The sequence below is a fragment of the Amycolatopsis sp. NPDC004368 genome (assembly GCF_053602515.1).
The window spans coordinates 62,422-87,053 of the sequence record NZ_JBSGDT010000027.1 but is presented as its reverse complement, the minus strand read 5'-3'; the positions used below and the strand labels follow the sequence as shown (position 1 = coordinate 87,053).

The 24,632-nt window shown below is 70.8% G+C and carries 25 protein-coding genes; 12 read left to right on the top strand and 13 right to left on the bottom strand.

Going from position 1 to position 24,632, the window contains the following annotated elements; genetic code table 11:
* Positions 1-143 precede the first annotated feature (143 nt).
* On the top strand, positions 144-1,544 hold the full coding sequence (locus ACWEOE_RS30545; RefSeq protein ID WP_452015187.1) for a S53 family peptidase: 1,401 nt from the start codon (positions 144-146) through the stop codon (positions 1,542-1,544).
* A gap of 10 nt (positions 1,545-1,554) precedes the next feature.
* Here the strand turns inward: ACWEOE_RS30545 and ACWEOE_RS30540 are convergent, their stop codons facing one another.
* The 4 genes from ACWEOE_RS30540 to ACWEOE_RS30525 are packed head-to-tail and all read right to left on the bottom strand — an operon-like array spanning position 1,555 to position 5,591.
* Positions 1,555-2,757: an amidohydrolase family protein gene (locus tag ACWEOE_RS30540; RefSeq protein ID WP_452015185.1), complete on the bottom strand. Its 1,203-nt coding sequence runs from the start codon at positions 2,755-2,757 to the stop codon at positions 1,555-1,557.
* A complete protein-coding gene (locus tag ACWEOE_RS30535; protein WP_452015183.1) occupies positions 2,754-4,187 on the bottom strand; it encodes a sodium:solute symporter family protein in 1,434 nt (477 codons plus the stop codon). The genes ACWEOE_RS30540 and ACWEOE_RS30535 overlap by 4 nt, the downstream gene beginning before the upstream one ends.
* A complete protein-coding gene (locus tag ACWEOE_RS30530) occupies positions 4,187-4,387 on the bottom strand; it encodes a hypothetical protein (protein WP_452015181.1) in 201 nt (66 codons plus the stop codon). Before ACWEOE_RS30530 ends, ACWEOE_RS30535 begins: the two co-directional genes overlap by 1 nt.
* A gap of 4 nt (positions 4,388-4,391) precedes the next feature.
* Entirely contained in the window at positions 4,392-5,591 is a 1,200-nt protein-coding gene (locus ACWEOE_RS30525; RefSeq protein ID WP_452015179.1) for a M20 metallopeptidase family protein, read from the bottom strand.
* A gap of 121 nt (positions 5,592-5,712) precedes the next feature.
* On the opposite strand from ACWEOE_RS30525, the gene ACWEOE_RS30520 reads away from it, so the two are divergent.
* Entirely contained in the window at positions 5,713-6,723 is a 1,011-nt protein-coding gene (locus ACWEOE_RS30520) for an Lrp/AsnC family transcriptional regulator (protein ID WP_452015177.1), read from the top strand.
* A gap of 149 nt (positions 6,724-6,872) precedes the next feature.
* Here the strand turns inward: ACWEOE_RS30520 and ACWEOE_RS30515 are convergent, their stop codons facing one another.
* From ACWEOE_RS30515 to ACWEOE_RS30500, 4 genes are all read right to left on the bottom strand, one after another.
* On the bottom strand, positions 6,873-7,052 hold the full coding sequence (locus tag ACWEOE_RS30515) for a hypothetical protein (protein WP_452015175.1): 180 nt from the start codon (positions 7,050-7,052) through the stop codon (positions 6,873-6,875).
* Between the two features lie 279 nt (positions 7,053-7,331).
* The gene (locus tag ACWEOE_RS30510; RefSeq protein ID WP_452015173.1) at positions 7,332-8,786 is read right to left on the bottom strand and encodes a DUF1996 domain-containing protein; all 1,455 of its coding nucleotides are present in this window, start codon (positions 8,784-8,786) and stop codon (positions 7,332-7,334) included.
* 232 nt (positions 8,787-9,018) lie between these two features.
* Positions 9,019-9,768, bottom strand: coding sequence for a zf-HC2 domain-containing protein (locus ACWEOE_RS30505; protein WP_452015171.1), 750 nt, complete (start codon positions 9,766-9,768; stop codon positions 9,019-9,021).
* A gap of 1 nt (position 9,769) precedes the next feature.
* Positions 9,770-10,324, bottom strand: a complete 555-nt coding sequence (locus tag ACWEOE_RS30500; RefSeq protein ID WP_452015243.1) for a sigma-70 family RNA polymerase sigma factor — start codon at positions 10,322-10,324, stop codon at positions 9,770-9,772.
* Between the two features lie 363 nt (positions 10,325-10,687).
* Here ACWEOE_RS30500 and ACWEOE_RS30495 point away from each other — a divergent pair, with 363 nt between their 5' ends.
* The 6 genes from ACWEOE_RS30495 to ACWEOE_RS30470 all read left to right on the top strand — a co-directional run bounded on the left by ACWEOE_RS30495 (position 10,688) and on the right by ACWEOE_RS30470 (position 14,794).
* Positions 10,688-11,125: a hypothetical protein gene (locus tag ACWEOE_RS30495; protein WP_452015169.1), complete on the top strand. Its 438-nt coding sequence runs from the start codon at positions 10,688-10,690 to the stop codon at positions 11,123-11,125.
* The gene (locus ACWEOE_RS30490) at positions 11,109-11,846 is read left to right on the top strand and encodes a DUF4142 domain-containing protein (protein ID WP_452015167.1); all 738 of its coding nucleotides are present in this window, start codon (positions 11,109-11,111) and stop codon (positions 11,844-11,846) included. The genes ACWEOE_RS30495 and ACWEOE_RS30490 overlap by 17 nt, the downstream gene beginning before the upstream one ends.
* Entirely contained in the window at positions 11,839-12,447 is a 609-nt protein-coding gene (locus tag ACWEOE_RS30485; RefSeq protein ID WP_452015165.1) for a ferric reductase-like transmembrane domain-containing protein, read from the top strand. The genes ACWEOE_RS30490 and ACWEOE_RS30485 overlap by 8 nt, the downstream gene beginning before the upstream one ends.
* Positions 12,444-12,668 carry a ferredoxin gene (locus ACWEOE_RS30480; RefSeq protein ID WP_220238256.1) on the top strand — a complete coding sequence of 75 codons (225 nt, stop codon included), beginning with the start codon at positions 12,444-12,446 and terminating at the stop codon, positions 12,666-12,668. Before ACWEOE_RS30485 ends, ACWEOE_RS30480 begins: the two co-directional genes overlap by 4 nt.
* A complete protein-coding gene (locus ACWEOE_RS30475; RefSeq protein ID WP_452015162.1) occupies positions 12,661-13,989 on the top strand; it encodes an NAD(P)/FAD-dependent oxidoreductase in 1,329 nt (442 codons plus the stop codon). Before ACWEOE_RS30480 ends, ACWEOE_RS30475 begins: the two co-directional genes overlap by 8 nt.
* Positions 13,990-14,311: 322 nt before the next feature.
* Positions 14,312-14,794, top strand: a complete 483-nt coding sequence (locus tag ACWEOE_RS30470; protein ID WP_452015160.1) for a riboflavin kinase — start codon at positions 14,312-14,314, stop codon at positions 14,792-14,794.
* Between the two features lie 33 nt (positions 14,795-14,827).
* Here the strand turns inward: ACWEOE_RS30470 and ACWEOE_RS30465 are convergent, their stop codons facing one another.
* Complete coding sequence (locus tag ACWEOE_RS30465) at positions 14,828-15,394, bottom strand: DUF5134 domain-containing protein (RefSeq protein ID WP_452015158.1); 567 nt, start codon at positions 15,392-15,394, stop codon at positions 14,828-14,830.
* Positions 15,395-15,906: 512 nt separating this feature from the next.
* Here ACWEOE_RS30465 and ACWEOE_RS30460 point away from each other — a divergent pair.
* Complete coding sequence (locus ACWEOE_RS30460; RefSeq protein WP_452015156.1) at positions 15,907-16,851, top strand: alpha/beta fold hydrolase; 945 nt, start codon at positions 15,907-15,909, stop codon at positions 16,849-16,851.
* 18 nt (positions 16,852-16,869) lie between these two features.
* On the opposite strand, the gene ACWEOE_RS30455 is transcribed toward ACWEOE_RS30460, so the two are convergent.
* On the bottom strand, positions 16,870-17,424 hold the full coding sequence (locus tag ACWEOE_RS30455; protein WP_452015154.1) for a Uma2 family endonuclease: 555 nt from the start codon (positions 17,422-17,424) through the stop codon (positions 16,870-16,872).
* Positions 17,425-17,925: 501 nt separating this feature from the next.
* Here ACWEOE_RS30455 and ACWEOE_RS30450 point away from each other — a divergent pair.
* Entirely contained in the window at positions 17,926-19,599 is a 1,674-nt protein-coding gene (locus tag ACWEOE_RS30450; protein WP_452015152.1) for a TIGR04141 family sporadically distributed protein, read from the top strand.
* Positions 19,596-19,808, top strand: a complete 213-nt coding sequence (locus ACWEOE_RS30445) for a hypothetical protein (RefSeq protein ID WP_452015150.1) — start codon at positions 19,596-19,598, stop codon at positions 19,806-19,808. The genes ACWEOE_RS30450 and ACWEOE_RS30445 overlap by 4 nt, the downstream gene beginning before the upstream one ends.
* A gap of 3 nt (positions 19,809-19,811) precedes the next feature.
* On the opposite strand, the gene ACWEOE_RS30440 is transcribed toward ACWEOE_RS30445, so the two are convergent.
* A complete protein-coding gene (locus tag ACWEOE_RS30440) occupies positions 19,812-21,206 on the bottom strand; it encodes a WS/DGAT/MGAT family O-acyltransferase (protein WP_452015148.1) in 1,395 nt (464 codons plus the stop codon).
* A 159-nt stretch (positions 21,207-21,365) separates the two neighbouring features.
* Between ACWEOE_RS30440 and ACWEOE_RS30435 the strand changes: the two genes are divergently transcribed.
* Positions 21,366-22,610, top strand: a complete 1,245-nt coding sequence (locus ACWEOE_RS30435) for an alpha/beta hydrolase (RefSeq protein ID WP_452015146.1) — start codon at positions 21,366-21,368, stop codon at positions 22,608-22,610.
* A gap of 1 nt (position 22,611) precedes the next feature.
* Here the strand turns inward: ACWEOE_RS30435 and ACWEOE_RS30430 are convergent, their stop codons facing one another.
* A complete protein-coding gene (locus ACWEOE_RS30430) occupies positions 22,612-23,832 on the bottom strand; it encodes an NAD(P)/FAD-dependent oxidoreductase (RefSeq protein WP_452015144.1) in 1,221 nt (406 codons plus the stop codon).
* 15 nt (positions 23,833-23,847) lie between these two features.
* The gene (gene folE, locus ACWEOE_RS30425; RefSeq protein ID WP_452015142.1) at positions 23,848-24,447 is read right to left on the bottom strand and encodes a GTP cyclohydrolase I FolE; all 600 of its coding nucleotides are present in this window, start codon (positions 24,445-24,447) and stop codon (positions 23,848-23,850) included.
* Positions 24,448-24,632 lie beyond the last annotated feature (185 nt).

Genomic DNA, 24,632 nt, shown 5'->3' with positions numbered 1-24,632 from the left:
GGCGCAGTCATCACCACATCCAAGGCAAGGCCCCCACGAAGTACTGATGGTTCACTCGTGCGGGTGTGAGCACGCGTTCGCCCCTGCCGGACGCCCTCCAGCGGTGTACCTCTGAGAAGGTCGCCGCCGAGGGGAGCTGGGGCATGGAGCCGCGTCGGGTGCTCACGTTGGCCGTCGTTGTCGCCGTTGCGGCCGCGGTGCCGATCAGCTCGCCTGCGAACGCCATACCGAAAGACGCCAAAACTGCCCAGGTCGCGCAGGCCGTGCGCGCGGGCACGCTCGGGCTGGACCACAGCGTCACGAACTCGTGCACCGGTGTCCTCGAAGGACACCAGGTCGACCTAGGCTGCCTCGCCCAGGTCGTCACGCAAGACAAGACCACCGAAGACCCCCTCACCACCCCGGCCCCCGCCGGGTTCTCCCCCGCCGACCTCGCGCGCGCCTACCACCTGCCCGACGCGAAGACCGGCGAACGCGGGCTGATCACGATCATCGGCGTCGGCGCGTACCCCACGCTCGAGGCCGACCTCGCGACCTACCGCGGCCAGTTCGGGCTGCCCGCCTGCACCACGGCCAACGGCTGCCTCACGATCTCCGACTACCACGGCGGCCCGCCGCTCAAGCCCGTCGGCGAACTGGGCGAGATCGAAGAGGCCTACGCCACCGAGACGGCACTCGACGTCGACCTCGCCTCCGCCGCGTGCCCGATGTGTCGCATCGACATGGTCCAGATCCCGATGGACGTGGGGCGGCTCCTCAACGCGGTGCTGCTGCAACTGCCCGGCGAGCTCGCCGACGACTTCGGCACCGCCGTGAACCTCGCGGCGAGCCGGCACTCCAGCGCCGTGAGCATGAGCTACGGCGTGCCCACCGGCCTGCAGGGCGACTACCTCGGCACCGGCTCGCCCGCGACCGCGCTGCACCACCCGGGCATGGCGGTCGTCGCCGCATCCGGTGACAAGGGGTACCTCGGCGGGCCGCAGTTGTGGCCGCAGGAACTGCCCTGGGTCACCTCCGTCGGCGGCACCTCGCTGAGCGGCACCGACGGCTCGTTCGTGCAGAAAGCCTGGGGCAGCCTCTTCACCCCCCACGGCGAACAACAACGCTGGGTCGGCGCCGGCAGCGGCTGCGCCCTCGACCTCGGCCCCGCGCAGGGCCAGCCCACCGCCATCGCCGCCAACTGCTCGGGCCACCGCGCGGGCTCCGACGTCTCCGCCGTGGCCGATCCCCTCACCGGCGTCGCCGTCTACCGTTCCTACGCGCCGAACAACGGCAAGTCCGGCTGGCTCGTCGTCGGCGGCACGAGTGCGGCGTCCCCGTTCATCGCGGGACTCTACGCCCGCGGTGGCAATCTGTCCGATGTAGACGGTCCGAGCACGCTTTACCGAGCACCCCAGGGGAGCATCGCCGACGTCTCGTCCGGCAGCAACGCCCAGCACGGCGCCGCGGACTGCGCGCAGTTCAAACCCGTGGTCTGCTCCGCCGGCCCTGGCTGGGACGGGCCGACGGGACTGGGGGTGCCAGTAGGCCTCGGCGCCTTCTGACCCGACAGAGTCACACCGCCCGCACCCCGTCCTGCCACACCTCCCGCACGTTGCCCGCCAGCCCGGCGAAGTCGTACGCGTCCCCCGCCACCACCACGAGATCCGCGCGGTGCCCCGGTGTCAACCGGCCCAGCTCCCCGTCCATCCCGAGCAACCGGGCGGCCGACGACGTCGTGGCGACGAGCACGTCGGCCGGAGTCATCCCGCAGGAGCGCATCAGCTCCAGCTCCTCCAGGTTCGTGCCGTGCGGACCCACGCCGCTGTCGGTGCCCATGGCGATGCGCACCCCCGCGGCGACCGCGCGGCGCACCGAGTCGGCGTGGACTTCGGCAACCTCCTTGGCCTTCTGGACGACCGCGTCGGGCAGGGAGGCTCCCGCGGCGGCCGCGCGGATCACGTTCACCGGGGCCACCAGGGTCGGCACGAGCCAGGTGCCGCGGGCGAGCATGAGCTCGATGGCCTCGTCGTCGAGGTAGATGCCGTGTTCGATCGAGCGGATGCCGGCGCGCACGGCGTTCTTGATGCCCTCGGCGCCCTGCGCGTGGGCCATCACGGCGCGGCCCTGCATCTGGGCCTCGGTGACCAGCACGTCGAGCTCTTCGAGGGTGAATTGCGAGTGCCGCGGGTCGTCGCGCGGCGAAAGGACTCCGCCGGTGGTGCAGACCTTCAGCACGTCCGCGCCGGCGCGCAGCAGGGTGCGGGCGACGCGGCGCATCTCGTCGGGGCCGTCGGCGGTGGCGTCGGGACGGCCGGGGTGGGGCAGCGACAGCGGAAGGCAGTGACCCGAAGGCATCCAGCCGTCGCCGTGGCCGCCGGTGGGGCTGATCAGGCCGATGGCGATCTCCAGGCGGGGGCCGGGAATCAGCCCGTCGGCCACGGCCTGCTTGATGCCGAGGTCGGCGCCGGCCGCGTCGCGCACGGTCGTGATGCCGAGCTTGAGCGTGGTCCACAGGTTCCGCGCGGCCTCGTAGAACTGATAGGAGAACGGCTTCTGCACGCGCGGCAGCAACCCGAGGTCCGACACCGTCACGTGCACGTGACAGTCGAAGAGGCCGGGCAGCAGCGTCGCGCCGGTGCAGTCGATCGAACGGTCGCCGTCGAGGCCGGTGCCGACGTCGACGATCCGGCCGTCCTCCACCACCACGTCGGCCGGTGCGGGTGCGCTGCCGGTGCCGTCGAACACCGTGCCGCCGCTGAACACCGTGCGGGTCATACCGGTTCTCCTGTCTTCACGGGGACACCGGGCCGCGTCACGGCCCGCTCGATCACGGCTGCCACGGCGAGCACCACGACGTTGGCCGCGAGCCCGATGAGGCCGACGTTCACGGTGCCGGCGAACAACGCGGCGAAGAACGTCAGCCAGACGACCACGAGCTCGCCGGCGATCAACCCGGCCAGCACCGGGCCCTTGCCCACCGGCACCCTCTTCAGGAACCCGAGCAGGTTGGCCGGCGCGAGCTGCACCGAGCCGGAATAGGTGAGCAGCAACAGGTTCGCGAGCAGATCCGGCCGGAAGATGCCGAGCACCAGCGCCAGCGCGCTCGCCAGCACGACCGTGCCGTGGTTGATCCAGAACTGCTTGCGCTCCCCGCGCACCCGCGCGATGTTGCGAGCGACCAGCGACGAGATCCCGATGAGGATGCCGGCCGCCGGCACCATCGCCGTGGCCGTCGCGGCGACCACCACGAGCCCGGTCACCCAGCCCGGCAACGCGTCCTTCGACAGGGTCAGCAGCACGCCGTTGGGGTCGCTGGTCTTGTCCACCACCAGGATCGCGGCGAACCCGATGATCATCGGCAGCAGCAGGCACAGCTCGTAGATCGGCATCCACGTGTAGTTGCGCCGCAGCACCTTCGGGTCGCGCGCGGCCATCAGCGCGGGCCACGAGTGCGGCAACGTCATCAGGCCCACGCCGATCGCGCTCACGAGCATGCTCGTGATGAACCAGGTGTGGTCGTTGCCGCCGGCGTGGATGAACAGCTTCTCCGGGTGCAGCTGCTCGATCTTGTGGAACACCCCGGACACGCCGCCCGCGAAGTGCGCGGGCACCGCGATGATCAGCACGACGAGGACCACGAGCATGATCGCGTCCTTGAAGTACGAGGTCGCCGCCACACCCCGCAACCCGGCCCACAGCACGAACGCGACGATCAGCACGCTGCCCAGGACCATGCTCAGGTTGCCCGACGCCGCATCGCCCGTGACCAGCCGCACGATCAGGCCCAGCCCGGTGATCTGCAGCTGCAGGTACGGCAGCACGAAGATCACGCCGAGCACCGCGGAGAGCGTGCCGAGGAACTTGCTGGAGAAGCGGTCCTCCAGGAAATCGCCCTGCGTGAGGTACCCGCGTTCCTTGCCCATCCGCCACAGGCGTTTGGCCAGGAAGAACAGGACCACGTAAGCGATCGGCACGTACGGCAGCGCGTACATCGCCGCGACGCCGCCGGAGAACGCGAGCCCCGCCATGCCGAGGAAGGTGAAGGTGGTGAACACCTCCCCCGCCTGCAGGAACCACATCGTGAGCGCGCCGAACTTGCGGCCGCCCACCGTCCACTCGCTCAGATCGGCGGCGGGTTTGCGGCGGCCGACGAACCCGAGCACGCCGATGAGCACGATGCCGACGATCGTGAAGGCCAGGATCATCAGTCGTCACCCGCCCCCGCGCGCGTCATCAGGCGCTCGCTCAGCATCAGGGCGGGGGTGAACATGAGACACCAGAAAGCGCCCCACACCAGCATCTTCGGCAGGCCGAGCCACAGCCCGGTGGAGTTGACGAACGGCAGGAACGGCATGAGGACCAGCGCGATCACCGGGATGATCGGCGGCAGGTGGTAGCTGCGCATGTGATCACGCTGCCAGCACGGCGAGCTGTCGGCACGCCAGCTCGGCGAGCAGGGTCGCGCCGTCGGCGAGCACTCGATCGTCGAACGCGGCGCGCGGCGAGTGGTTGCCGGCCGCGGTGAGCGGGTCGTCCGAGCGCGACGCCCCCAGGAACACGAACGCCCCCGGCACCTTCGCGAGCACTCGTGAGAAGTCCTCGGAGCCGGTCATGGGCTCGGGCAGCAGCTCGAACCGTTCCTCGCCGAAGACGTCGCGCACGGTGTCGGCGACGAACTCGTGGCCCGACTCGTGGTTCACGAGCACGGGGTACTCGGCCTCGTAGGTGATCTCGACGTCGAGGCCGTGGGCGGCGGCGATGCCCTCGCACACGCGCACGACTTGCGTCCGGATGCGCTCGCGCACCTCCGCGTCGAACGAGCGCACGGTGGCCTCGAACACGGCGTCGTCCGGGATCACGTTGCGGCGCGTGCCGGCGTGGAAGCTGCCGACGGTGAGCACCACCGGCTCGAACGCGCCGAAGCCGCGGGTCATCCGCGTCTGCAGGGTCCCGACCATCTCGCACGCGGCCGGGATCGGGTCGCTCGCCATCTCCGGCGTGGACCCGTGGCCGCCGGCGCCGACCACGCGCACCTTCACCGCGTCCGACGCCGCCATGAGCGGCCCGGGACGGCAGGTGAACAGCCCGCGCGCGTGGCGCGACGAGGAAACGTGCAGTCCGTAGGCGGCGTCGACCTGGCGGCCGGACGCGGTGAGCACGCCTTCGTCGATCATGTAGCTCGCGCCGTCGCAGCCTTCCTCGCCGGGCTGGAACATGAACACGACGTCGCCGGCCAGCTGATCGCGGCGGCAGACGAGCAGCTGCGCCGCACCGACGAGCCCGGCCGTGTGCAGGTCGTGGCCGCAGGCGTGCATGGCGCCGTCGATCTCGGAGGAGAACTCTTCGCCGGTCGCTTCCGTCACGGGCAGGGCGTCCATGTCGCCGCGCAGCAGCACAGTGCCGCCGGGTCCACCGCCGCCCCGCAGCACGGCGGTGACGGAGGACAGGTCGCGCCCGAGTGTGATCTCCAGGCCGAGGCCGTCGAGGGCGTGGAGCACCTTCTCCTGGGTGCGCGGCAGGTCGAGGCCGATCTCGGGGGTGCGGTGCAAAGAGCGGCGGAGCGCGACGAGGTCGGGGCGCAGGGCTTCGGCGTCGGAGCGCAACGACATGGGTCTCCCTCGCTGGAACATCGACATATGCTGGCCCGAAGATGATGCGAGTGTCGAACGCTCCTGCCGGCCGGATCGCAGGAATCCGCCAAATCGACGCCGCAGGGACGAAGGATCGGCCATGTTGAGCGAGAGCGACCTCAAACTCCTCGACGCCCTACAGACCCGGCCGCGCGCGTCGTGGGCGGTGCTGGGGCAGGCGCTGGGCATCGGCGCGGTCACGGCCGCACGGCGCTGGGAGACGCTGGTGTCGCGCGGGCAGGCCTGGCTCACCGCGTACCCGGGCGGCGAGCTGGTGGCGCAGCTGGCGCTCGCGTTCGTGGAGATCGACTGCGCGCCCGGCTCCGCCCTGGCGATCGCGCGGCAGCTCGCGGCCGACCCGCACGTCGCGACGGTGGAGTACCTCGCCGGCCACTGCGACCTGCACCTGCACCTGGTGGCGCCGTCGCTGCGCGCGATCTCCGACTACGTGCTGCACCGCCTGTCGGCCGTCGCGGGCATCACGGCGACTCGCACGGTGGTGTCGCCACGGCTGTTCACGGAGGGCAGCCGGTGGCGGGTCCGGGCCATCTCGCCGGGGGAACGGGAGGCGCTGGTGTCGCCTTCGGCCCGGACGTCCGGACCACTGCGGTTCGGCGCGCTGGACCGGGCGCTGATCCTGGCCCTGGGCGAGGACGCCCGTGCTTCGGCCGCGTCGCTCGCGGTCGAGCTGGGGGTCGGGGCGAGCACCGTCCGGCGCCGGTTGGAGGCCTTGCTGGCCCGCGGCGCGGTGCGTCTGCGCTGTGAAATCGCGCGCCCGCTGTCCCCCGCGCCCGTGACGGCGATGCTCTGGCTGCACGTCCCACCCGACAAACTCGAGACGACCGCGCGCTCGCTCGCCATGCTGCCCGAGGTCCGCATGTGCGCCGCCATCAGCGGCTCGGCGAACCTGATGCTGGTGGTGTGGCTGGCTTCCCAGCACGACTTGCCCGCGGTGGAGAGCTCGCTGGCCGCGAAACTGCCGTGGCTGCAGATCGTCGACCGCGCCGTGACCCTGCGCGGTGTGAAGCTCATGGGCCACCTCCTCGACGCCGACGGCCGCGCCACCGGCCACCTCCCCCTCGACTTCTGGTCGCCCGTGACCCACGCCTGAGGACCGCGGCACCCGTCTGACCGGCCCGGCGGCGCGCGGGGGGATGTGGGAGGGAAGCGCGCCGCCGAACCGGCCAGTGATCCCGGCCCGGCGAGTGGGGGGTGGGTGAAGGAGAGGGAACCTCGCCGGGCCGGAGCTTTATCGGGGAATCAGCCGGTTTCCGAGGTAGGCCAAGGGGAAACCGGCAGCACACCGGAGAAGCGCCCGTAACCGGCCGCCCGTCCGCCGCCCTCGCGCCAGCGCAGGTCGGTGGCCGTGTCGCGCGAGGCGCCGGCTTGGTCCTCGCGGCCGTCCGGGTCGCGATCCTCGGCGTGGTAAGGGAAATTCATGACTGCTCCCGAGTCGTTGGGTCTTCCTTGGGCGCCAGCGGTGCCCGCGCCGAGACGGAGCGAAGCACCACCCCGCGCCGCCGGGCCGGGCCGCGGAACCGCAGGACCCGCGAACCCACTCGGCGCCGACCACGTCGAACCGACAACGCCTCCACAGGCGGGGAAATCCTCATCGAAACTCCTCAACTCTCCTGCCCGAACCCTCGCGGGCGGGGCGGGGGCGGCCCGGTTCCCCGCGGTGCCCGAGCGAGGCACCACACCGGGCCGCCGGCTCCCGGGTCACTCCTTGCAGCGTTTGCCTGTGTTGATGCACGAGACCACGCGGTTCATCTGAGACTGCGTCATCACGTTGGCGAAGTCGTCGTGGTCGGAGCGGGGGTTGTGCTTCTCCTCGGGGAACGCGTCCACTTTGTACTGGCCCTTGACCTGCACGTCGTGCGGGATGTTGTAGACCAGGGTGATCTTCAGCTGCGGCACGGCCTTGAAGCCGCGCTTGCAGTTGCCTCCTCCGTCGGAGAAGACGATGTGGGTGCGGTGGTTGGCACTGTCGATGTTCTCGCCGTCCCAGCAGTTGGGGAAGGCGTGGATGCGCTCGACGTTGCTGCCCGCCGGGCAGATCGGATAGTGATCCGTCAAGCGGTCCTCGAAGCCGGAGCACGTCCAGCTCGCGCGGGCGTTCGCGGGGCCGTTGGCGCCTTCCTTGGCGTCACCGTAGAGAACCCGCAGGAACCGCGGCATCGCCACGACCCGGCGGGCGCCGCCGCTGCCGAAGGAGAGCGTCGCGGAGACCACGCGCTGGATCTCGCCGTCGTTGCCGGCGACCTCGTTCTCGTCGTTCACGCCGGGAAGCTCCGCGGCCTCGCCGTCGGACTGCTTCTGCTTCTGCTCCGCCGCGCCCTCACCCGCGGCCGGGTCGCTGTTGGCGCCGCCGTTGTCGAGGCCCTCGCTGTCGGCGTCCTGCACGGCGCAGTCCGCGAGATCGGCGGGCGCCTGCGCGCCCGTTGCGTCGGAGATCTTCTTCAGCGAGGCAGAGCGCTTGTCCTTCAACGACTTCAGCACCGCGGCCGAGTCCTTTCCGGACTCCACCTGCCGGTCGGCGGAATCGACCTGCTCGTCCATCGAGTCGAGCTCGGAGTTCACGGCGTCCATCGCCTCGTCCGACACGTCGGGCAGCTCGCTCGCCACGTCGGGGCATTCGACCTGCGGCTGGGCCGCGTCCTTGGCCGCGTCGGCGCGGTCGGCGGCCGCGTCCTCGCTCTCCGCCGGGGCGGCGGCTTCCTCGTCGTCGTCGGTGTCGATGCGGACGACCGGCCAGTAATAGGTGGACTTGTCGCCGTTCTTGCACGTCGTGCCGGCCCGGGCCAGGCTGCGGTTCGTCGAGTCGGCGTTGGTGGAGAGGTTGCCGACGTAGTCGTGCAGGTGCTGGGCGCCGTTGCGCACACCCGGCTGCGCGATGAAGTTGTCGGGGTTGAAGTGGCCGTTCTCGTTGCGTCCACAGTCGACGGTGAAGGTGCCGCGCGCACCGCGGCTCTGTGAGCGGCTCACGTTGGCGCCCTTGGGGACCTTGGTGATGTCCAGGAAAAACGACTTGTCGGCCGGATCGGCACCGGCCTGGCCGGGTTCGCCGGACGTCGCGTTCACGGCCAGCGCGCCGACCGCGATGGCGAGGCCGAGCGCGCCGGTGACGATCGCGGCGCGTTTCGGCGGCCGGTGACGGGGATGGTTCCTGGTCATGGTGCTCAGTTCACCTCGTTCGCTGCGCCGGGCGCGCCGAAGACGGCCGCTGCCCGGGTATGAACTCTCCGGAAGTCGAGGCGCTCGGATGCGGGGAATCCGGCGCCGGCACTGGGGAATACGGCCAGGCAGCCCAGTTGGTTCAAAAAGAAATCGCCGCGTTATCCGCGCGTGATCGGCAATCCGACCTGGTAATCCACAAAGGACAGCGCATTTCCCCCGGCGGGAAGCGTCAGCGGTCGACGACCACGAGCAGGGTGCCGTCGTCGGCGCGCACCTCGAACCGCGTGATGTCCTCGGCGGGCAACGACGTGCCGCCGGTCACGTGCAGCGGGTCCGGCGAACCCGGGATCCCGTAACCCTTCGCGGGCACGGACCAGCCCATGACCGTGCGGATGTCGCCGGCGGCCGAGATGGCCAGCAGCTGGCAGTTCATCGGCCCCGCCACCCCGCTCAGGTCGAGGTCCACGGCACTGCCCCACTCGCGCGGTGTCACGGTCACGCGCGCGGTCAAGGCTGAAGCACCCCGCCCCGACGATGTGCCGCCACCGGGCGCGGACAACGACGGTGTCGGCGGCACCGACGTCGGTGCGGCCAGGCTCACGGAGGGACCGGCGGCATCGGCCGGGCGCACGGCGAGCGTGACGAGCGGACCCGCCACCACGAGCGCCGCGGCGGCCATCGCGGCGACGAGCCCGGCACGGCGGCGCCGCTTGCGCTTCACCGTCGCCTCGGCCATCAGCGCGCGCAGCACGCGCGGGCCGGGCGCGAGCGTGCGTCCCGGCGAAATCGGTACCGGCGGCTCCGGCCAGTTCTTCTTCACGAGGTCGAGCACGTCGGGCAGCTGGTGGAGCTCGACGAGGTCGAGCTGGCAGTGCGGACAGTCGAGCAGGTGTTCCTCGAACCGCGTGTTGTCGGCCTCACTGAGCACGCCGAGCACGTACGCGGCGAGGTCGGTGTGCGGGGACCCGGCCACCGTCATCTCACCCCCGCTCGCGCAGCGCCTTCCGCAGGGCGCGGACGGCGTGGTGGATTCTCGATTTCACGGTACCGGGCGGCACCCCCAGGGTGGCCGCGACCTCGTTCACGGTCCGGTCGGCCAGGTACGTCTGCTGCACGGCTTCGCGGTGTTCCGGCGAAAGCCCTTGCAGCGCCTCGTACAGGATCATGGCCGCCACCGTCTTGTCCGACTCGTCGGGCACGAACACGGCGTCGGACTCGATTTCCTCGAGCTCCTGAGGACGGACGCTGCGGCTGCGCCAGCCGTCGATGACGATGCGCCGGGCCACCGTGAACAGCCACGCGCGCAGCATCGCCGGCCTCCGGTCGAGCTTGTCGGCGTTGCGCCACGCCTTGATCAAGGTCTCCTGCACCACGTCTTCCGCCCACTGCCGGTCGTGCCCGGTCAGGCGCAGCGCGAAGCCCATCAAGGCTCCGCCGAACTCTTGGTACAACGCTTTGGCCAGGTCGTCATGAACCCCGGGGGTTTCGGTTTCATGATCGTCCGTCGGGCTCAGCGTTCGATTGTGCCGTCCCACGCGGGACATCTTTGTGGCAACCACGTCATTTCGTCCAGTACCAAATTCGAGGGCACTGGTCACCGAAGTTTTTTGAACCGTGTCGAACCCGTGTCCGTATCCCCTCTCGAAGACCCCGACAAAGCGTCGTTCCCCCGCGACGCGCCGCATTCACCATGGGCTTACTGTCCACAGTGGATCCCCTGCGCCCTTTTCCTGTCGTTTCCCCACGATGGCGCGCAGTTCCGCCCCCTGGAGGAAGCCGTGAACCGCTTGATCGCCACGGTGGCGCCGCCCGCCGTGTGCCTGGCCGCATTCACATTGTTGACCGCATGTCAGTCCGAAACCGCTACCAATGGTTATTACCCGAGCCCCGCGGGCCCGATGAGCATGCCCGCGCCGATGCCGGCCGACCAGACCGACCCGGCGAAAGCCGCCCTGCGAGCCGCGCGGGCGTTCGACCTCGGAGACGTTGTCGTGGACGGAAGCGGTTTCGCCGTCTACCGCTACGACCGCGACAGCGCCAAGCCCTCGCGTTCGCGCTGCACCGACGAATGCGCCGAGAAGTGGCTGCCCGTGCGCGCCAGTGGTGACGTTCAACTCACCGGCATCGACCGTGCTCTCGTGGGGAGCGTCACGCGCCCCGACGGCACGGATCAGGTCACCCTCGCCGGCTGGCCGCTCTACCGCTACACCGGCGACGAGATGCCGGGGCAGACGTCCGGGCAGGGCGTCGGCCGCGCGTGGTTCCCGCTGACGCCCGAGGGCGCCAAGATCGAGGCCACCACCGACACCTGGCGGGCCGATGCGTTCCGGATCTGATCGCCTCCGCAAGGCCCTGCGTCTCGTGCTCGTCCTGTTCGTCGCGCTCGTGGTGGTGCCGGCCCCCGCGTCGGCCCAGACCGGCGTCGACGCCGGTGACGAGCTGCTGCTCGTGAAGGTGCGCCAAGCCGGGCTGTGGGAGATGCCGGCCGGTACGTGGGCCGAAACCCGCGGTGCGGACCCGAAGGTGCGCGAGGTCGGCGCGGCGATCATGGTCGACCACGGCCGGCTCGACGTGCTCACCCGCCAGCTCGCCGCGAAGCTCGGCGTCGTGCTGCCGGCCGAGCCGTCGGCCCAGCAGATGGGCTGGCTCGACCAACTGCAGAAGGCCCCGACCCCGCAGGACTTCGACCGCCTCTTCGCCAACCTGCTGCGCGCGGCCCACGGTCAGGTGTTCTCCGTGATCGCCCAGGTCCGCGCCGGCACCCGCAACCCCGAGATCCGCGCGTACGCGACCGTCGCGAACCAGGCCGTGCTGCGGCACATGACGTTGCTGGAGAGCACCGGTCAGGTCGACTTCAACGCGCTGCCGTCTTCCCAGGTCGCCGATTCCGCCACACCTGCCGGCAACGCTCTAGACCTCCAGAGCACCGACTTGCTCACCGCCGCACTGCTCTTCGTGCTCGTCGGCGGGGCGACGCTGCTCGGCGTCCGCTACGCGAAGTCGGGCCGCGTGCGCGGTCGCCGGCTCCGTCCGAACTCAGGAGAAACCCATGGTTGACACCGTCCACGAGGCGGTGACCACCCTCGCGCAGCAATCGACCGACCCGGCCGCCCGCGGCATCGCGGCCCTCTCGGCCCGCCTGTCGTACGCGTTCATGTGCCTCGCCCTGTGCTGGGGCGTGCTCACCGCCACCGGCTGGGTGCGCTCGGTCACCGGCCGCAGGGCCCTGCGCAGCGGCCACTTGATGCTCTCGACGCTGGCGCTCGCGTTCGGCTGCCTGCACGCGCTGGGGTTCCTCTACCTCACGGTGGATCCGTTCTCACTCGCGTACCTCTCGATCCCGTTCATGCCGGGCACGCTCGCGCGGCACACGTTCGGCATCGTCGGGCTGGAGCTGATGCTGGCCATCGCGCTCACCACGTGCGTGCAGCGCTGGACGTCGTACCGGCGCTGGCTGTGGTTGCACCGGCTGGCCTACCCGGCCGTCGCGCTGACCGCGCTGCACGCGTTCCTCGGCGCGATCGCCAACGGTCACCTCGCCGCGATGTGGCTCGTCGGCATCACCCTGCTCGTCCCCCCGGTCACGTTGGCGCTCCTGCGGTTCCTGCCGCCGCGCACCCTCGAGCGGATCGGGCTCGTCGAGGAGCACGTGGCGTGAAGCTCCCCGGCAGCGGGCCGCGCGTGAGTGTCGACAACGACCGGTGCGAGCTCTACGGAATCTGTGCGATGGAGGCTCCCGGCCTCTTCGACCTCGGCCGCGACGGGCGCCTGCGCTTTCGCAAGCGGCTGCTCGAACCCGAAGACATGACCCAGGCGATCGCCGCCGCCCGCGTGTGCCCGATGCAGGCGGTCGTATTGAGAGGGGAACTCGATGGCTGACGGCGACCGCATCGTGATCGTCGGCGCCGGCGTCGCGGGCCTGCGCGCGGCGGAACGGCTGCGCGAGCTGGACTTCGACGGTGAGATCGTGGTGGTCGGCGACGAGCCGCGCCGCCCGTACCACCGGCCGATGATCTCGAAGCAGCTCGTGATGGGCGCGGCCCGCCCACCCGACACCACGCTGCGGGCCTACCGCGACCTCGACGTCCACTGGCGGCTCGGCACGCGCGCGACGCACCTGGACACCGTCGAACGCGTCGTGCACCTGCCCGGCGGCGAATCGCTCTGGTACGACGGGCTCGTGCTGGCCACCGGCGTCGTGCCGCGGCACCTGCCGGGCTCCCCGCGCCACGACCCGCGCGTGCGGGTGCTGCGGACGATCGACGACGCGCTGGCCGTGCGGCGGTGCCTGCACGCCAGCAACAAACCGGCGGTGGTGATCGGCGGCGGGCTGATCGGCAACGAGTTCGCCGCGAGCATGCGCCACCTCGGCCGCGACGTCACGCTCGTCGGCCACGCGAAAGCGCCGTTGCACCGCTTCGGCACCCGGATCTCCGACGCCGTGGTGAAGCTGCACCACGAACACCGCACGAAGCTCGCGATGGGTTCGGAGGTGCGGCACTGGATCAGCACCGACGACACCGTGGGCCTGCACCTGACGAACAACAAGCTGCTCGTGGCGAGCTGCGTGGTGCTCGCCATCGGCAGCGTGCCCGCCGTCGACTACCTGCGGGGCTCGGGCCTCGACGTCTCCGACGGCGTGTTGTGCGACCCGGCGCTGTTCGCCGAGGGCGCCGAGGACGTGGTGGTGGCGGGCGACCTCGCGCGCTGGCCCAACCTGCGGTTCGACGAGGTGCCACGGCGCGTCGAGCACTGGATCAACGCCGTGGAATCGGCGCGGGCAGCGGCGGAGAACCTGATCGCGGGCCGGTCGGCGGCCACGCCGTTCGCACCGCTGCCGCGGGCGTGGTCGACGCTCTACGACGTGCGGCTGCAGATGGCGGGGCTGCCCTCGCTCGGTGAGGACACAGTGTCACTCGCCGACGGCATCACCGGGTTCATCCGCGGCGGGCAGCTCGTCGGGATCACGGCCTGGGACCGGCCGCGCGCGATGCTGGACTGGACGGCCGAGCTCGAGCGGCGGCTGCCTGCGCCGTCGTACCCGCCGGCCGCGATCGAGCCCGAGCACGTGGACACGTGGCCCGAGGACGTCGACGAGCGGTTCGACACGCAGGAGTTCTACGCGCAGTTCGCGGATGAATTCGACGCTGCCGAGTTCGACACTGCCGAGAACCACACCGCGCAGGACTACGCGCGGTGAGAGCCGGGGGTGGCTGTGCGCGGCGGCCGCCCCCTTCCGCCGGTCACCACACCGTCCCTGCGGCTGGGTGGTGTGGTGACCGGCCCATTCAGAACCGTTCGATGAGCGTCAGCTTGGCGGGTGCCGCCGTCGAGCCGAGAGTCCACTGTGGACCGCGCGGGCGAGGATCTTCGCCCGGAGCGAGCGCTCCTGCTCGTGATCACCACGGCTGCGCAGCGTGACGGAGCGCCTGTGCTGTCCGACACAGTGCTCGTGCCACGCTGAGCCGAACGCCAGTATTACGGTTGTCGGGAAGGACACCGGAACAGGGACGGGACGGCGGATGGCGGACGAGCACGCGCTGGGTGAAGACGACGGCACCTTCTTCGTGGTCCGCGGTCCGGTGGAGCCGGGCGACAAGCGTGGCCGCGAGCTGGGCTTCCCCACCGCGAACATCGCGTTGCGCAACCAGAGCGGCCAGGTCGGCGACGGCGTGTGGGCCGGCTGGGCCGAACGCGCCGACGGCACGCACGTGGCCGCCGCCGTCTCCGTCGGGCGCCGCCCCACGTACTACGGCGCCGACGGCTATCGCCTCCTCGAGGCGCACCTGCTCGACTTCAAGGGCGACCTGTACGGCGAGACGCTCACCGTCTGGCTCGGCGCGCACCTGCGGGAGCAGCAGAAGTACAACTCCGGCGAGGAACTGATCGAGGCCCTGGACCGCGACGTCGCCGCGGCGCGCAAGTGGGTGGACGAGCACCCGGCGAGCGAGCTGCCGGACCTGGGGACACCGCCTGGTGACGGTGAGGTTCGCCGGCTCGGCTGAGGGGCTGTCCGCAGCCCAACCGGCGACAGTCCGTCACACCGCGGCGAGCAGCAGGTACCCCATACCCGCACCCATCACCGCCCGGCACACCGTCCGCGAGGTCGAGCCGGGGGTCGCCCCCTCGCGCAAGCGCAACGCGACCACGCCCGAACGCGCGGCGTCGGCCACGAAGTACACCGCGCCCAGCACCGCGAGCACGGGCAGCGCGAGCCGGGTGTCCATTGAGGACATCGTGAGCCACGGGCCGTGGGTCATGCCGTCGTGGGGCATGGCGGTGACCATGTACAGCATGGCCGCGGCGGAGAGGGCGTGGTGGCCACAGCCCGGCACTCCGCCGCCGCGGCCGCGCCACCAGGCGAAGCCGAACCAGGCCGCGGTGAGCGCGAACACGGCTTGCCAGCCGGCGGCGGGGATGGGGCCGCCGACGGGCGAGATCATGGCCACCATCGCGACCACGAGCAGCAGTTCGGCCAGGTCGCCGTGGCGGACGCCGGAGCCGAGGCGGGCGTAGTCGAGGCGCACGAGCCGCAGGACGCAGGGCAGGGCGAGCACGGCGAAGACCGCGGTGAGCAGCCACGCCAGCAGCACCGGAGTGGTCATGGCGAGTCCGACATCACTCGTGCCTGCTTTCACGCTGCGTCGTTGATCCGGGTTCCACCGTGGCATCCCCCGAAGGGTCGGCGCCAGCCAGCAAAGAGGTGAAAGTCGTTGCCCCACAAGAGTTACGGCGGGGAAATCCGTACCGTACGGGGCCAGGGTATGCGTCGCTGTCAGTGACCGAAGTCAGGCCGCCCACTGGTCGAGACGCCCTGGAGGTACGCGTCGCCGAGCCGGCCCCCGAAGCCCAGCTCCGTTGGTTGCCTCGGCACGTACAGCACCGCGACGTCCACATCGGACGATGCCGAACACCCGCGCGGTCAGCGCGGCGATCTCGGCCTGCGTATCGTCTGGGGTGAAGTCCACACCGGTCCCCTTCCTCCGGAGGGCGACCTCAAGTGGAACACGTTCCAACCCGACCCGGAAGGAGCGGGATCGGCAACCCCGAGAGCTTCGGCAACCGGGTACTCCAGAAGGTGAACACGCCGTCGAGACAGAAGGGGCGCCGAGTCCACGTGGGTGCGGAACAAGTTCTCCTGGGCGCGCTGAGCGACGTCGGCTGGCAGGCCACCCGGCGGCTGGCCACGATCCCGTCCACCGCCGGGGTGCCGGACCCGGAGCCGCTGTCCCTGCCCGGGCGCGGCCAGACCGTGGTGGTCGACGTCGGCCCGCGGCAGGCGCCCGCGATCATCCTGCTGCACTCGGTGGCGTGCACCGGTCTGCTCACCTGGTACCCGGTGCTGCAGAGGCTCTCCGCGCACTACCGCGTGGTCGTGTTCGACCAGCGCTGGCACGGGCAGGGCATCCGCTCCCACGAGTTCTCGCTGCAGGACTGCGCCGACGACGTGGTGGCGGTGGCCGACGCGCTCGACCTCAAGCGGTTCATGATCGCCGGCTACTCGATGGGCGGCATGGTCGGCCAGCTCGTCGCCCACCAGCAGCCCGACCGTGTGACCGGGCTCGTGCTGTGCTCCACGGCCAGCCACTTCCGCCGCGGCGTGCGCCAGCGCGTGGCGCTCGACCTGTTCGGGCGCACGCTGCAGCTCATGCGCGACCAGGCCAAGATCGGCCTCGTGCCCGGTGAACCCCGTCGCGAGCGGCTCGCCCGCCTGGAAGACCACCGCTGGGCCCTCGCGGAGTTCCGGTCCACCAGCCCCTGGGCCATCGCCGTCGCGCTCGACGAGATCGGCCGGTTCGACTCGTCGCCGTGGCTGCACACGCTGCGCGTGCCGACGTCGGTGGTCGTGACCAGCCGCGACGGCTTCATCGCCCCCGCGCACCAGCGATCGCTGGCGCGGCGCATCCCGGGCGCGGCGACGTACGAGATCCCGGCCGGGCACACCGCGTGCGTGCTCGCGGCCGGCCAGTTCGTTCCGGCGCTGATGGCGGCGTGCACGTCGGTGCACGCGGCGATCGCCGACCGGGAGACGAGCCGGGAGCAGGAGCCCGGCTCGGCGTGAGACTCGAGAGCTCAAGGCTCAGTAGCTGGAAACGAGGGCGGCGGGGCTGAGGTCGATGCGGTAGGGCACCTCGAGGCGCACGATCTCCTCGCCGGTCGCCTCGGCGTCGAGCACGTATTCGGTGCCCTCGATGCGGAAGCAGCTGATGGTGGGCTCACGGGGCTCGATGACCCAGTAGAACGGGCAGCCGGCCGCCGCGAGGCGGGCGGGCTTGAGGTGGCGGTCGATGTAGCGGCTGGACGGGGACACGACCTCCACGGCGAGCACGGGCACACCCACGAGTGCGCGCTCGGTGAAGGTCTCGCGCCGGCCGATCACCACGTCGGGGATCATCACGGTGAACTCGTCGAGCACGACGTCGACCGGTGCCGGCAGCACCTCGCAATCCTCGGGGCACACCGGTGTGAGCGCCGCGAGCAGACGCGCGACCACCCTCTGGTGCAGCGGACGCGGGGACGGGCTCACCAGAAGCGTCCCGTCCACCAGTTCGTACCGATGGCGTTCATCCGTGATCGCCTCCAGGTCCCGACGGGTGAGACGGTCGCCGTGTGCGAACGACGGGACTGTCATCATGCTGCCCCCAGGACGGGCCGACCGGAAAACGACTAGGCAAGGGTAGACGGACACAAGCCGCAGCGCGAACCGCGCTCCGGCGTGGCGGAAACCCGGGCGGCCTATCGTTCCGCACGCGGTCCGGCGGCCGCTGTCACACAGCGTCATGGAAATGCGGCGAAACCGACCCGGACAGCCCAGGAGAACCCCGCGCGACAGGTCCGTTCGAGTCATGTGAGCGAATTCTCGGAATGGCCATTCCAGGTAGGTACATTCGACACCAATGGATTACCCGCTGGACGTCTGAGCTGCGCCGAAACCGATGTTTCGCGATGCCGTAAACGCTCCCCTCCCGGCGCCACATCACGGTATCATTGCGCGATCGAGGCAATCAGGAAACCCCGCTTAAGGTGAACTTCACCATTCCGCACCGCGTTCGCTCTCCGTGATTAACCCCCGCGACGACGAAATCACGCATTCTGATCGGACCTTCGCACGCGTCAGCACTCTTCGGTGGTGGTCATGCCTGCCCCGTCCGCACCCAGCCGACCCGTCTCCCTCTTCCGTCTCGACAGCACCGGCGCCGAGTCCGATCTGCTGGTGTCGCTCAAACCCGAGCAGGTCACCACCGACACGGCGGTGGACCTCTCCGGCACGCGCGCGAGGCTCGTCGCCGGCGCGTTCCACACCGAGATCCCGCAGTGGCTGCCGCACGCGAGTGCGTTGACCGGCAACGAACTCGACCTCTCCTCGACGTTGCCGTTCGCCGTGCTGCTCGTGCCGCGTCCACCTTGGACATACGCGGTGTCCTGGGGCGCCGGGCACCTGGTGCTCAACGACGAGTACGTGGAGCAGGGTTTCGGGCTGTTGTTCGGGATCCGCCGCCTCGACCCGTTCGACCTCGGGCTGGTGTCGAGTGCCGCGCTCGACGTGTCGGCGCGGGCCACGCAGATCTCGATCCCGGGCGGGGGCGAGCTTTCCGCGTTCCGGCTGGAGCCCTACGGCGATCTCGTGAACCGGCTGGCGGGTTCGGCGGACCTGACCGATCTCACCTACGGGCGCGTGACCGGCAAGCGCTACCGGATCCGCGTCGGCAACTCGCTCTACCTCCCGCTTGCCAAGGAACCACAGGCATTCCTGGCGGATCTCGACGCCGTGGGCGCGGTGGTCGACGAGCCCGACGGCGAGTCGGCACTGCGGTTCGTGGCGCAGACCCGCCCGCTCGAGCGCCACCACCGGCTCGTGCCGACGCTGGAACAGCGCCTGGCCGAAGCCCTCGGCGGGGACACCGACGCGGCGCTGGGCCTCGCGTGGCCCGCGTCCTCGGTGAACGACGCCGAGAACGCCGGCTCGTTCCGCATCACCGGCCTGGGCTCCGGCGGGCCGCTGCACGTCGAGTCGCGGCTCGAACTCGACCACCTCACGAGCCGGCTCGCTCGGCTGCCCGAGGACAAGCGCGTGAAAGCCCTGCGCGCCGGGCGCGTGGTCACCTGCGCCGACGAGGCCGGCGAGGAGGAAACCGGGTCACCCGTGCAGGTCGCGAAGTGGCTCGTGTTCGAGACGACCATCGGGCACACGCGGTACGTGTTCCACCAGGGCCGCTGGTACCGCATCGGCGAAACGTACGTGGAACAGATGCGCGAGCAGGTCGCGCAGCTGCTGGCGCGCAAGTACGAGTGGCCGGACCTCACGTGGAAACCCAGCGGCCAACCCGACGACGAGAACCGGTACTGCCGCCAGGTCGCCACGCTCGACGGCTACCTGTGCCTCGACCGCGACACCGCGACCACACCCCTGCACCCGCGCTTCGAGCTGTGCGATCTGCTGGGCCCCGGCAACGAGCTGATCCACGTGAAGTGGCTCGGCCGCGCGACGGCGGCGAGCCACCTCTACACACAAGCGCTGGTGTCGGCCGAAGCACTGCACGACGAGCCGGAAGCACTGGCCCAGCTGGCCGGGAAGGTGTCCACTTTGGACCAGGGCCGCGTGCTCACCGAGGCACCGGACACCGTCGTGCTCGCCGCCGCGGGGCGCGCGTGGCACGTCGACGAACTGTTCACGCTGTCGCAGGTCGCGCTGCTGCGCCTCGACCGCGCGGTGCACAGCCTGCAGGCCACGCTCAAGTTCGCCGACATTCCATATCTGGCCAAGAAGAAGACCACCGCGCAGCCCGCGAAACGCCGCCGGAAGGCGTGAGGCGGTCAGGCTGGCCGATCAGCCGGATCACCGGCGGCGGGGCGCTCTGGGTCAGCGAGTGCGTGATCACCTACGACGGCGCGCCCACGCACTCGGTGAGCGTCATGGAGTTCGCCGATGGCTTCGTCACGCACGAAACGCAGTACTTCGCCGACCCGTTCCCGGCGCCCGGCTCTCGGGCCGCGGGGGCCGAGCGGATGCCGGAGTGACCATCACGCCGGTGAAGCCTTCAGCAGCTCCGTCATCGCCTCGGGCAGGGCTTCGGCCAGCGGCCACAGGTCCTTCACGAGCTCCTTCGCGCCGAGCAGGCCGACACCGACCTTGCCCTCGTAGGAGAACACCGTGATGTTGAGCCCGGCGCCGTGGAAGACCGGGCCGAGCGGGAACAGGCCGGTGACGCGGGCACCGAGCAGGTAGAGCGGCACCTGCGGGCCGGGCACGTTGGAGATGATCAGGTTGTGCACCACCGGGTGACGCTCGGCCAGCCGCAGCGACGAGTAGGCGCGCACGCCGAGCCCGAACACCGTGGCCGGGGAGAACTGGGCCCAGTCGGCGAGCATGTCGGCGTCGATGTCGTAGTGGTGGTCCTTCGACAGCCGGTTGGCCTCGGCGAGGAAGAACACGCGCGCGGCCGGATCACCCAGGTGGGTGGGCAACGAGGCGAAGAAGGCCGACACCTTGTTGCTGCCGTGGTCGCGTTCGGTGCGCTCGTGCACCGACACCGGCACGGTCGCCACCAGCGGGTCCTCCGGCAGCTCGCCGCGGCCGAGCAGGAACTGCCGCAGCGCACCGGACACGAGCGCCAGCACCACGTCGTTGACCGTGACACCGAAGGCGTTCTTCACGCGCTTCACGTCTTCGAGGTCAACTTGTGCGAAGGCGGTGCTGCGGTGGCCGGTGATCGTGCCGTTGAGCGACGTGCGGGGCGCGGTGAACGGGACCGGCATCCCCTTGCCGCGCAACGTCTTGCCGAGCCAGCGCGGCACGAGCTCCAGCAGCTCGGGCAGCAGCCGGGCCATCTCGGCCGGGCGGTGCACCAGGCCTTCGACGCTTTCGCGCAGGATCTCGACGCGCGTGGGCAGGCCGCCGTTGTACCGCTTCTCGCGCGGGATCTCGGGCAGCGGCGCTTCGGGTTCGAGCCCCGCGAGGTAGGTGATCAGGCTGGCGCCGCCGACGCCGTCGATGCTCGCGTGGTGCATCTTGATGAGCACGGCGATGCTGCCGTCCTTGAGGCCCTCGATCACGTAGAACTGCCACAGCGGGTGCGCGCGGTCGAGCTGCTGCCCGGCGATGTGGGCGCACAGCTCGGCCAGCTCGCGGTCGTCGCCGGGCGCGGGCACCCCGATGCGGTGCACGTGGTTGTCGAGGTCGAAGTCCTCGTCCTCGACCCACACCGGGTGGCTGAGGTTCCAGAGTGGATTGTGCAGTTTGCGGCGGAATTCCGGAATCAACGCGACCCGCTCGGAAAGCCGGCGCTGGAGTTCGGCGAACGAGTAGCCGCCGGGGATGGTGGAGCCGTCGAGCGTGAGCAGCCCGCAGACGTGCAGGACCTGCGCGGGGGTCTCCAGGTAGAGGAAACTCGCGTCCAGGCCGCTCAGTCGCTGCATGCAGTCAGGCTACCAATCCGGCCGAAAGCAGGCGGGTTCGCAAACCGCGCGTTATCGCACGTGGCGACCGTTCCCGCCGTGGCTGTGGCCGGGTTGGCAGCGATCAGCACAGTAGCCAGAACGGCGGACGGGGCGGTTTGCGGCGGTAACATCGGGAAGGTGAAACCGGCCTTCCTCACCCGGCGGGCCGCGCAGCTCGGCCTCACCGCCGTCGCCCTGCGCCCGCCACGTAACCGTCTCACGTCGATCCCGGTGTTCTTCTCCGCCTGGCTCACCGACGAGCTGGCCCCGCACCTGCTCGCGCTCACCGCGCTGGACACCGCCCAGCACGTCGCGCGCCACGGGCTGCGGCGCTCGAAAGCCGGGGTCGCGCTGGCCGCGCTGTCGGCCGCCGGGCTGGGTGCGCTCGTGGCCACGGCGCAGAAAGCCCGCGGTGAGGTCGAGTCGGCGCTCACCGAGGCCCTCGGCCCGGACTACTCGACGCGGCTGGCGCACCCGCCGAGCCCCGACGACCTGGCGACGCCGTGGGGCCAGCTCGTGCTGCCGTTCCGCGGCAACCACGACCCGGACGTGGTGCGCGAACGGGACATCCCGTACGCCCCGGGTGGCAAGCGGTTCCTGCTCGACGTGTTCCGGCCCGCGAAGCCGGTGACCGGCGCGCCCGTGCTGCTGCAGATCCACGGCGGCGCGTGGACGATCGGCACCAAGGACGAGCAGGGCCAGCCCCTCATGCGCCACCTCGCGCGGCGCGGCTGGGTGTGCGTGGCCATCAACTACCCGCTCTCGCCCGCGCACCGCTGGCCCGCGCACGTGGAAGGCGCGAAGCGTGCGCTGGCGTGGATCCGCTCGAACATCGAGTCCTACGGCGGGGATCCGCGGTTCGTGGCCGTCACCGGCGGTTCGGCGGGCGGGCACCTCGCGGCGCTGCTGGCCCTGAGCCAGAACGACCCGGCGCTGCAGCCGGACTTCCCCGAGGCCGACACGAGTGTGCAGGCCTGCGTGCCGCACTACGGCGTGTACGACATCGCGGCGACCAGTGGCGCGGCGATGAGCCAGTACCGGCTCGAAAGCCTGCTGGCCCGGCGGATCTTCGCGCCCGACCGCGACCCGGTGGCGCACCTCGACGACTACCTGGCCGCGTCTCCGCTCGACCGCGTGTCCGGCGAGGCGCCGCCGTTTTTCGTGATCCACGGCCGCAACGACTCGCTCGTGCCCGTCGAGGAAGCCCGCGAGTTCGTGCACCGGCTCCGGGCTGCGTCCAAGCAACCCGTGGCCTACGCCGAGCTCGCGGGCGCGCAGCACGCGTTCGACATCTTCCCCTCGATCCGCAGCGCCCACGTCGTGCGGGGCGTGGAACGGTTCCTCGACCACACCTACCGGGCGTGGGCCGCCGCGGACCGGTAGCTCAGGGTTCGAGCGGGGCGTTCACGTCCGCGAGCCGGTCGGCGTCGATCGGGCCTTCGGCGCGGATGAGGGCCTTGAGCTGGTCGCCGACGTCCCAGACGTTGACGTTCATGCCGGCCAGCACGTGGCCGTCGCGCAGCCAGAAGGCGATGAACTCGCGGGCCTCGACGTCGCCGCGGAAGACGACGCGGTCGTAGCCGCCGGGGGTGACGTGGCCGTGGTACTCCATGCCCAGGTCGTACTGGTCGGTGAAGAAGTACGGCAGCTCGTCGTAGGCGGCGTCCTGGCCGGCCATCGCGGCGGCGGCCACGGCGGGCTGGTTGAGCGCGTTGGCCCAGTGCTCCACGCGCACGTGCTCGCCGAGCGTCGGGTGCAGCGCGGCGGCGATGTCGCCGGCCGCGAAGATGTCCGGGTCGGAGGTGCGCAGCGACGAGTCGACGACCACGCCGTTGTCCACGGTCAGGCCCGCGGCCTGCGCGAGCTCGACATTGGGCGCAGCACCCACGGCGACCAGCACGGCGTCGGCGGCGACCACCGTGCCGTCGGCGAGGCGGACACCGGTGGCCTTGCCGCCGTCGGTGGTGATGGCCTCGACGCGGACGCCGAAGCGCAGGTCGACGCCGTGCGCGCGGTGCAGGTCGGCGAACACGGTGGCGACCTCGCGGCCCAGCACGGCCAGCAGCGGCAGCTCGGCGACCTCGAGCACGGTCACCTCGGCTCCGGCCTCGCGCGCGGCGGCCGCGACCTCGAGGCCGATCCAGCCGGCGCCGATCACGGCCAAGCGCGTGCCCGCGGTGAGCGTCTCCTTGAGCCTCGTGGAGTCGCCGAGGCGGCGCAGGTAGTGCACGCCCTCGGCGTCGGCGCCCGCAATCGGCAGGCGGCGCGGGGTCGAACCGGTGGCCAGCAGCAGCTTGTCGTAGGCCACGACCTCGCCACCGTCGAGGCGGACCACGTGGTTCTCGCGGTCGATCTCCGTCGCCGCGACGCCGAGGCGCAGGTCGACGTCGTGCTCGGCGTACCAGCCCTCCTCGTGCACGAAGAGGCTTTCACGCTCGGCCTTGCCGGCGAGGAAGTCCTTGGACAGCGACGGGCGCTCGTAGGGCCGCTCGGGTTCGTCGCCGACGAGCGTCACCCGTCCGGTGAACCCCTGGCTGCGGAGTGCTTCAGCGGCCTTGGCTCCGGCGAGGCCCGCGCCGACGATGACAAAACCCTGCTCTGGCAAAGGGAACAACTCCTTTCATGCGTTGACGCCGGTGAGTGCGAAGAACTCCTGGCGTGAGCGGGCATCCTCCCGCAACGTACCCAGCAATGTCGAGGTGACCGTGCTGGACCCGGTGGCCTGTACGCCGCGCAACGTCATGCACGAGTGCTCGGCCTCGATGACCACACCGACGCCCTTCGGGCTGAGCTGCTCACCGAGCCAGCCCGCGACCTGCTTCGTGAGCCGCTCCTGCACCTGCGGCCGGCACGCGAAGTGCTCGACCACGCGCGCCAGCTTCGACAGGCCGAGGATGCGTTCACCCGGCAGGTACCCGACGTGCGCGACGCCCGTGAACGGCAGGAGGTGGTGCTCGCAGACCGACCGCACGGGGATGTCGCGGGCCAGCACCAGCTCGTCGTAACCCTCGTCGTTGGGGAAGGTGGTGAGGTCGAACGAGCGCGGGGTGAACAGCTCCACGTACGCGCGAGCCATGCGCGCCGGCGTGCCCCGCAGGCTCTCGGTGTCCAGCCCGATGCCGAGCGCCCGGAGGAAATCGCCCGCGGCGCGCGTCGCCGCGGCCAGGTCGACGCCGGGATCGGGTTCGTGGACGACGTGGAGAGCAGAGCCGGAGTGCATGGGAACCCCTTGGGATCGGCGGTTTTCGTCCATGAGTATTGGTCTTATTCGTGACGCAGGTCAAGGTGAGCAGTTCAACAGGACGTGGCACTGCTTGTGGACACGGTCATGGGCGTTATCGTGGAGGCGTGACGACTGAGCCCGCCGTCCCGGCGATCAGGGCCGTGGCGGCGCTGGAGGAGGAC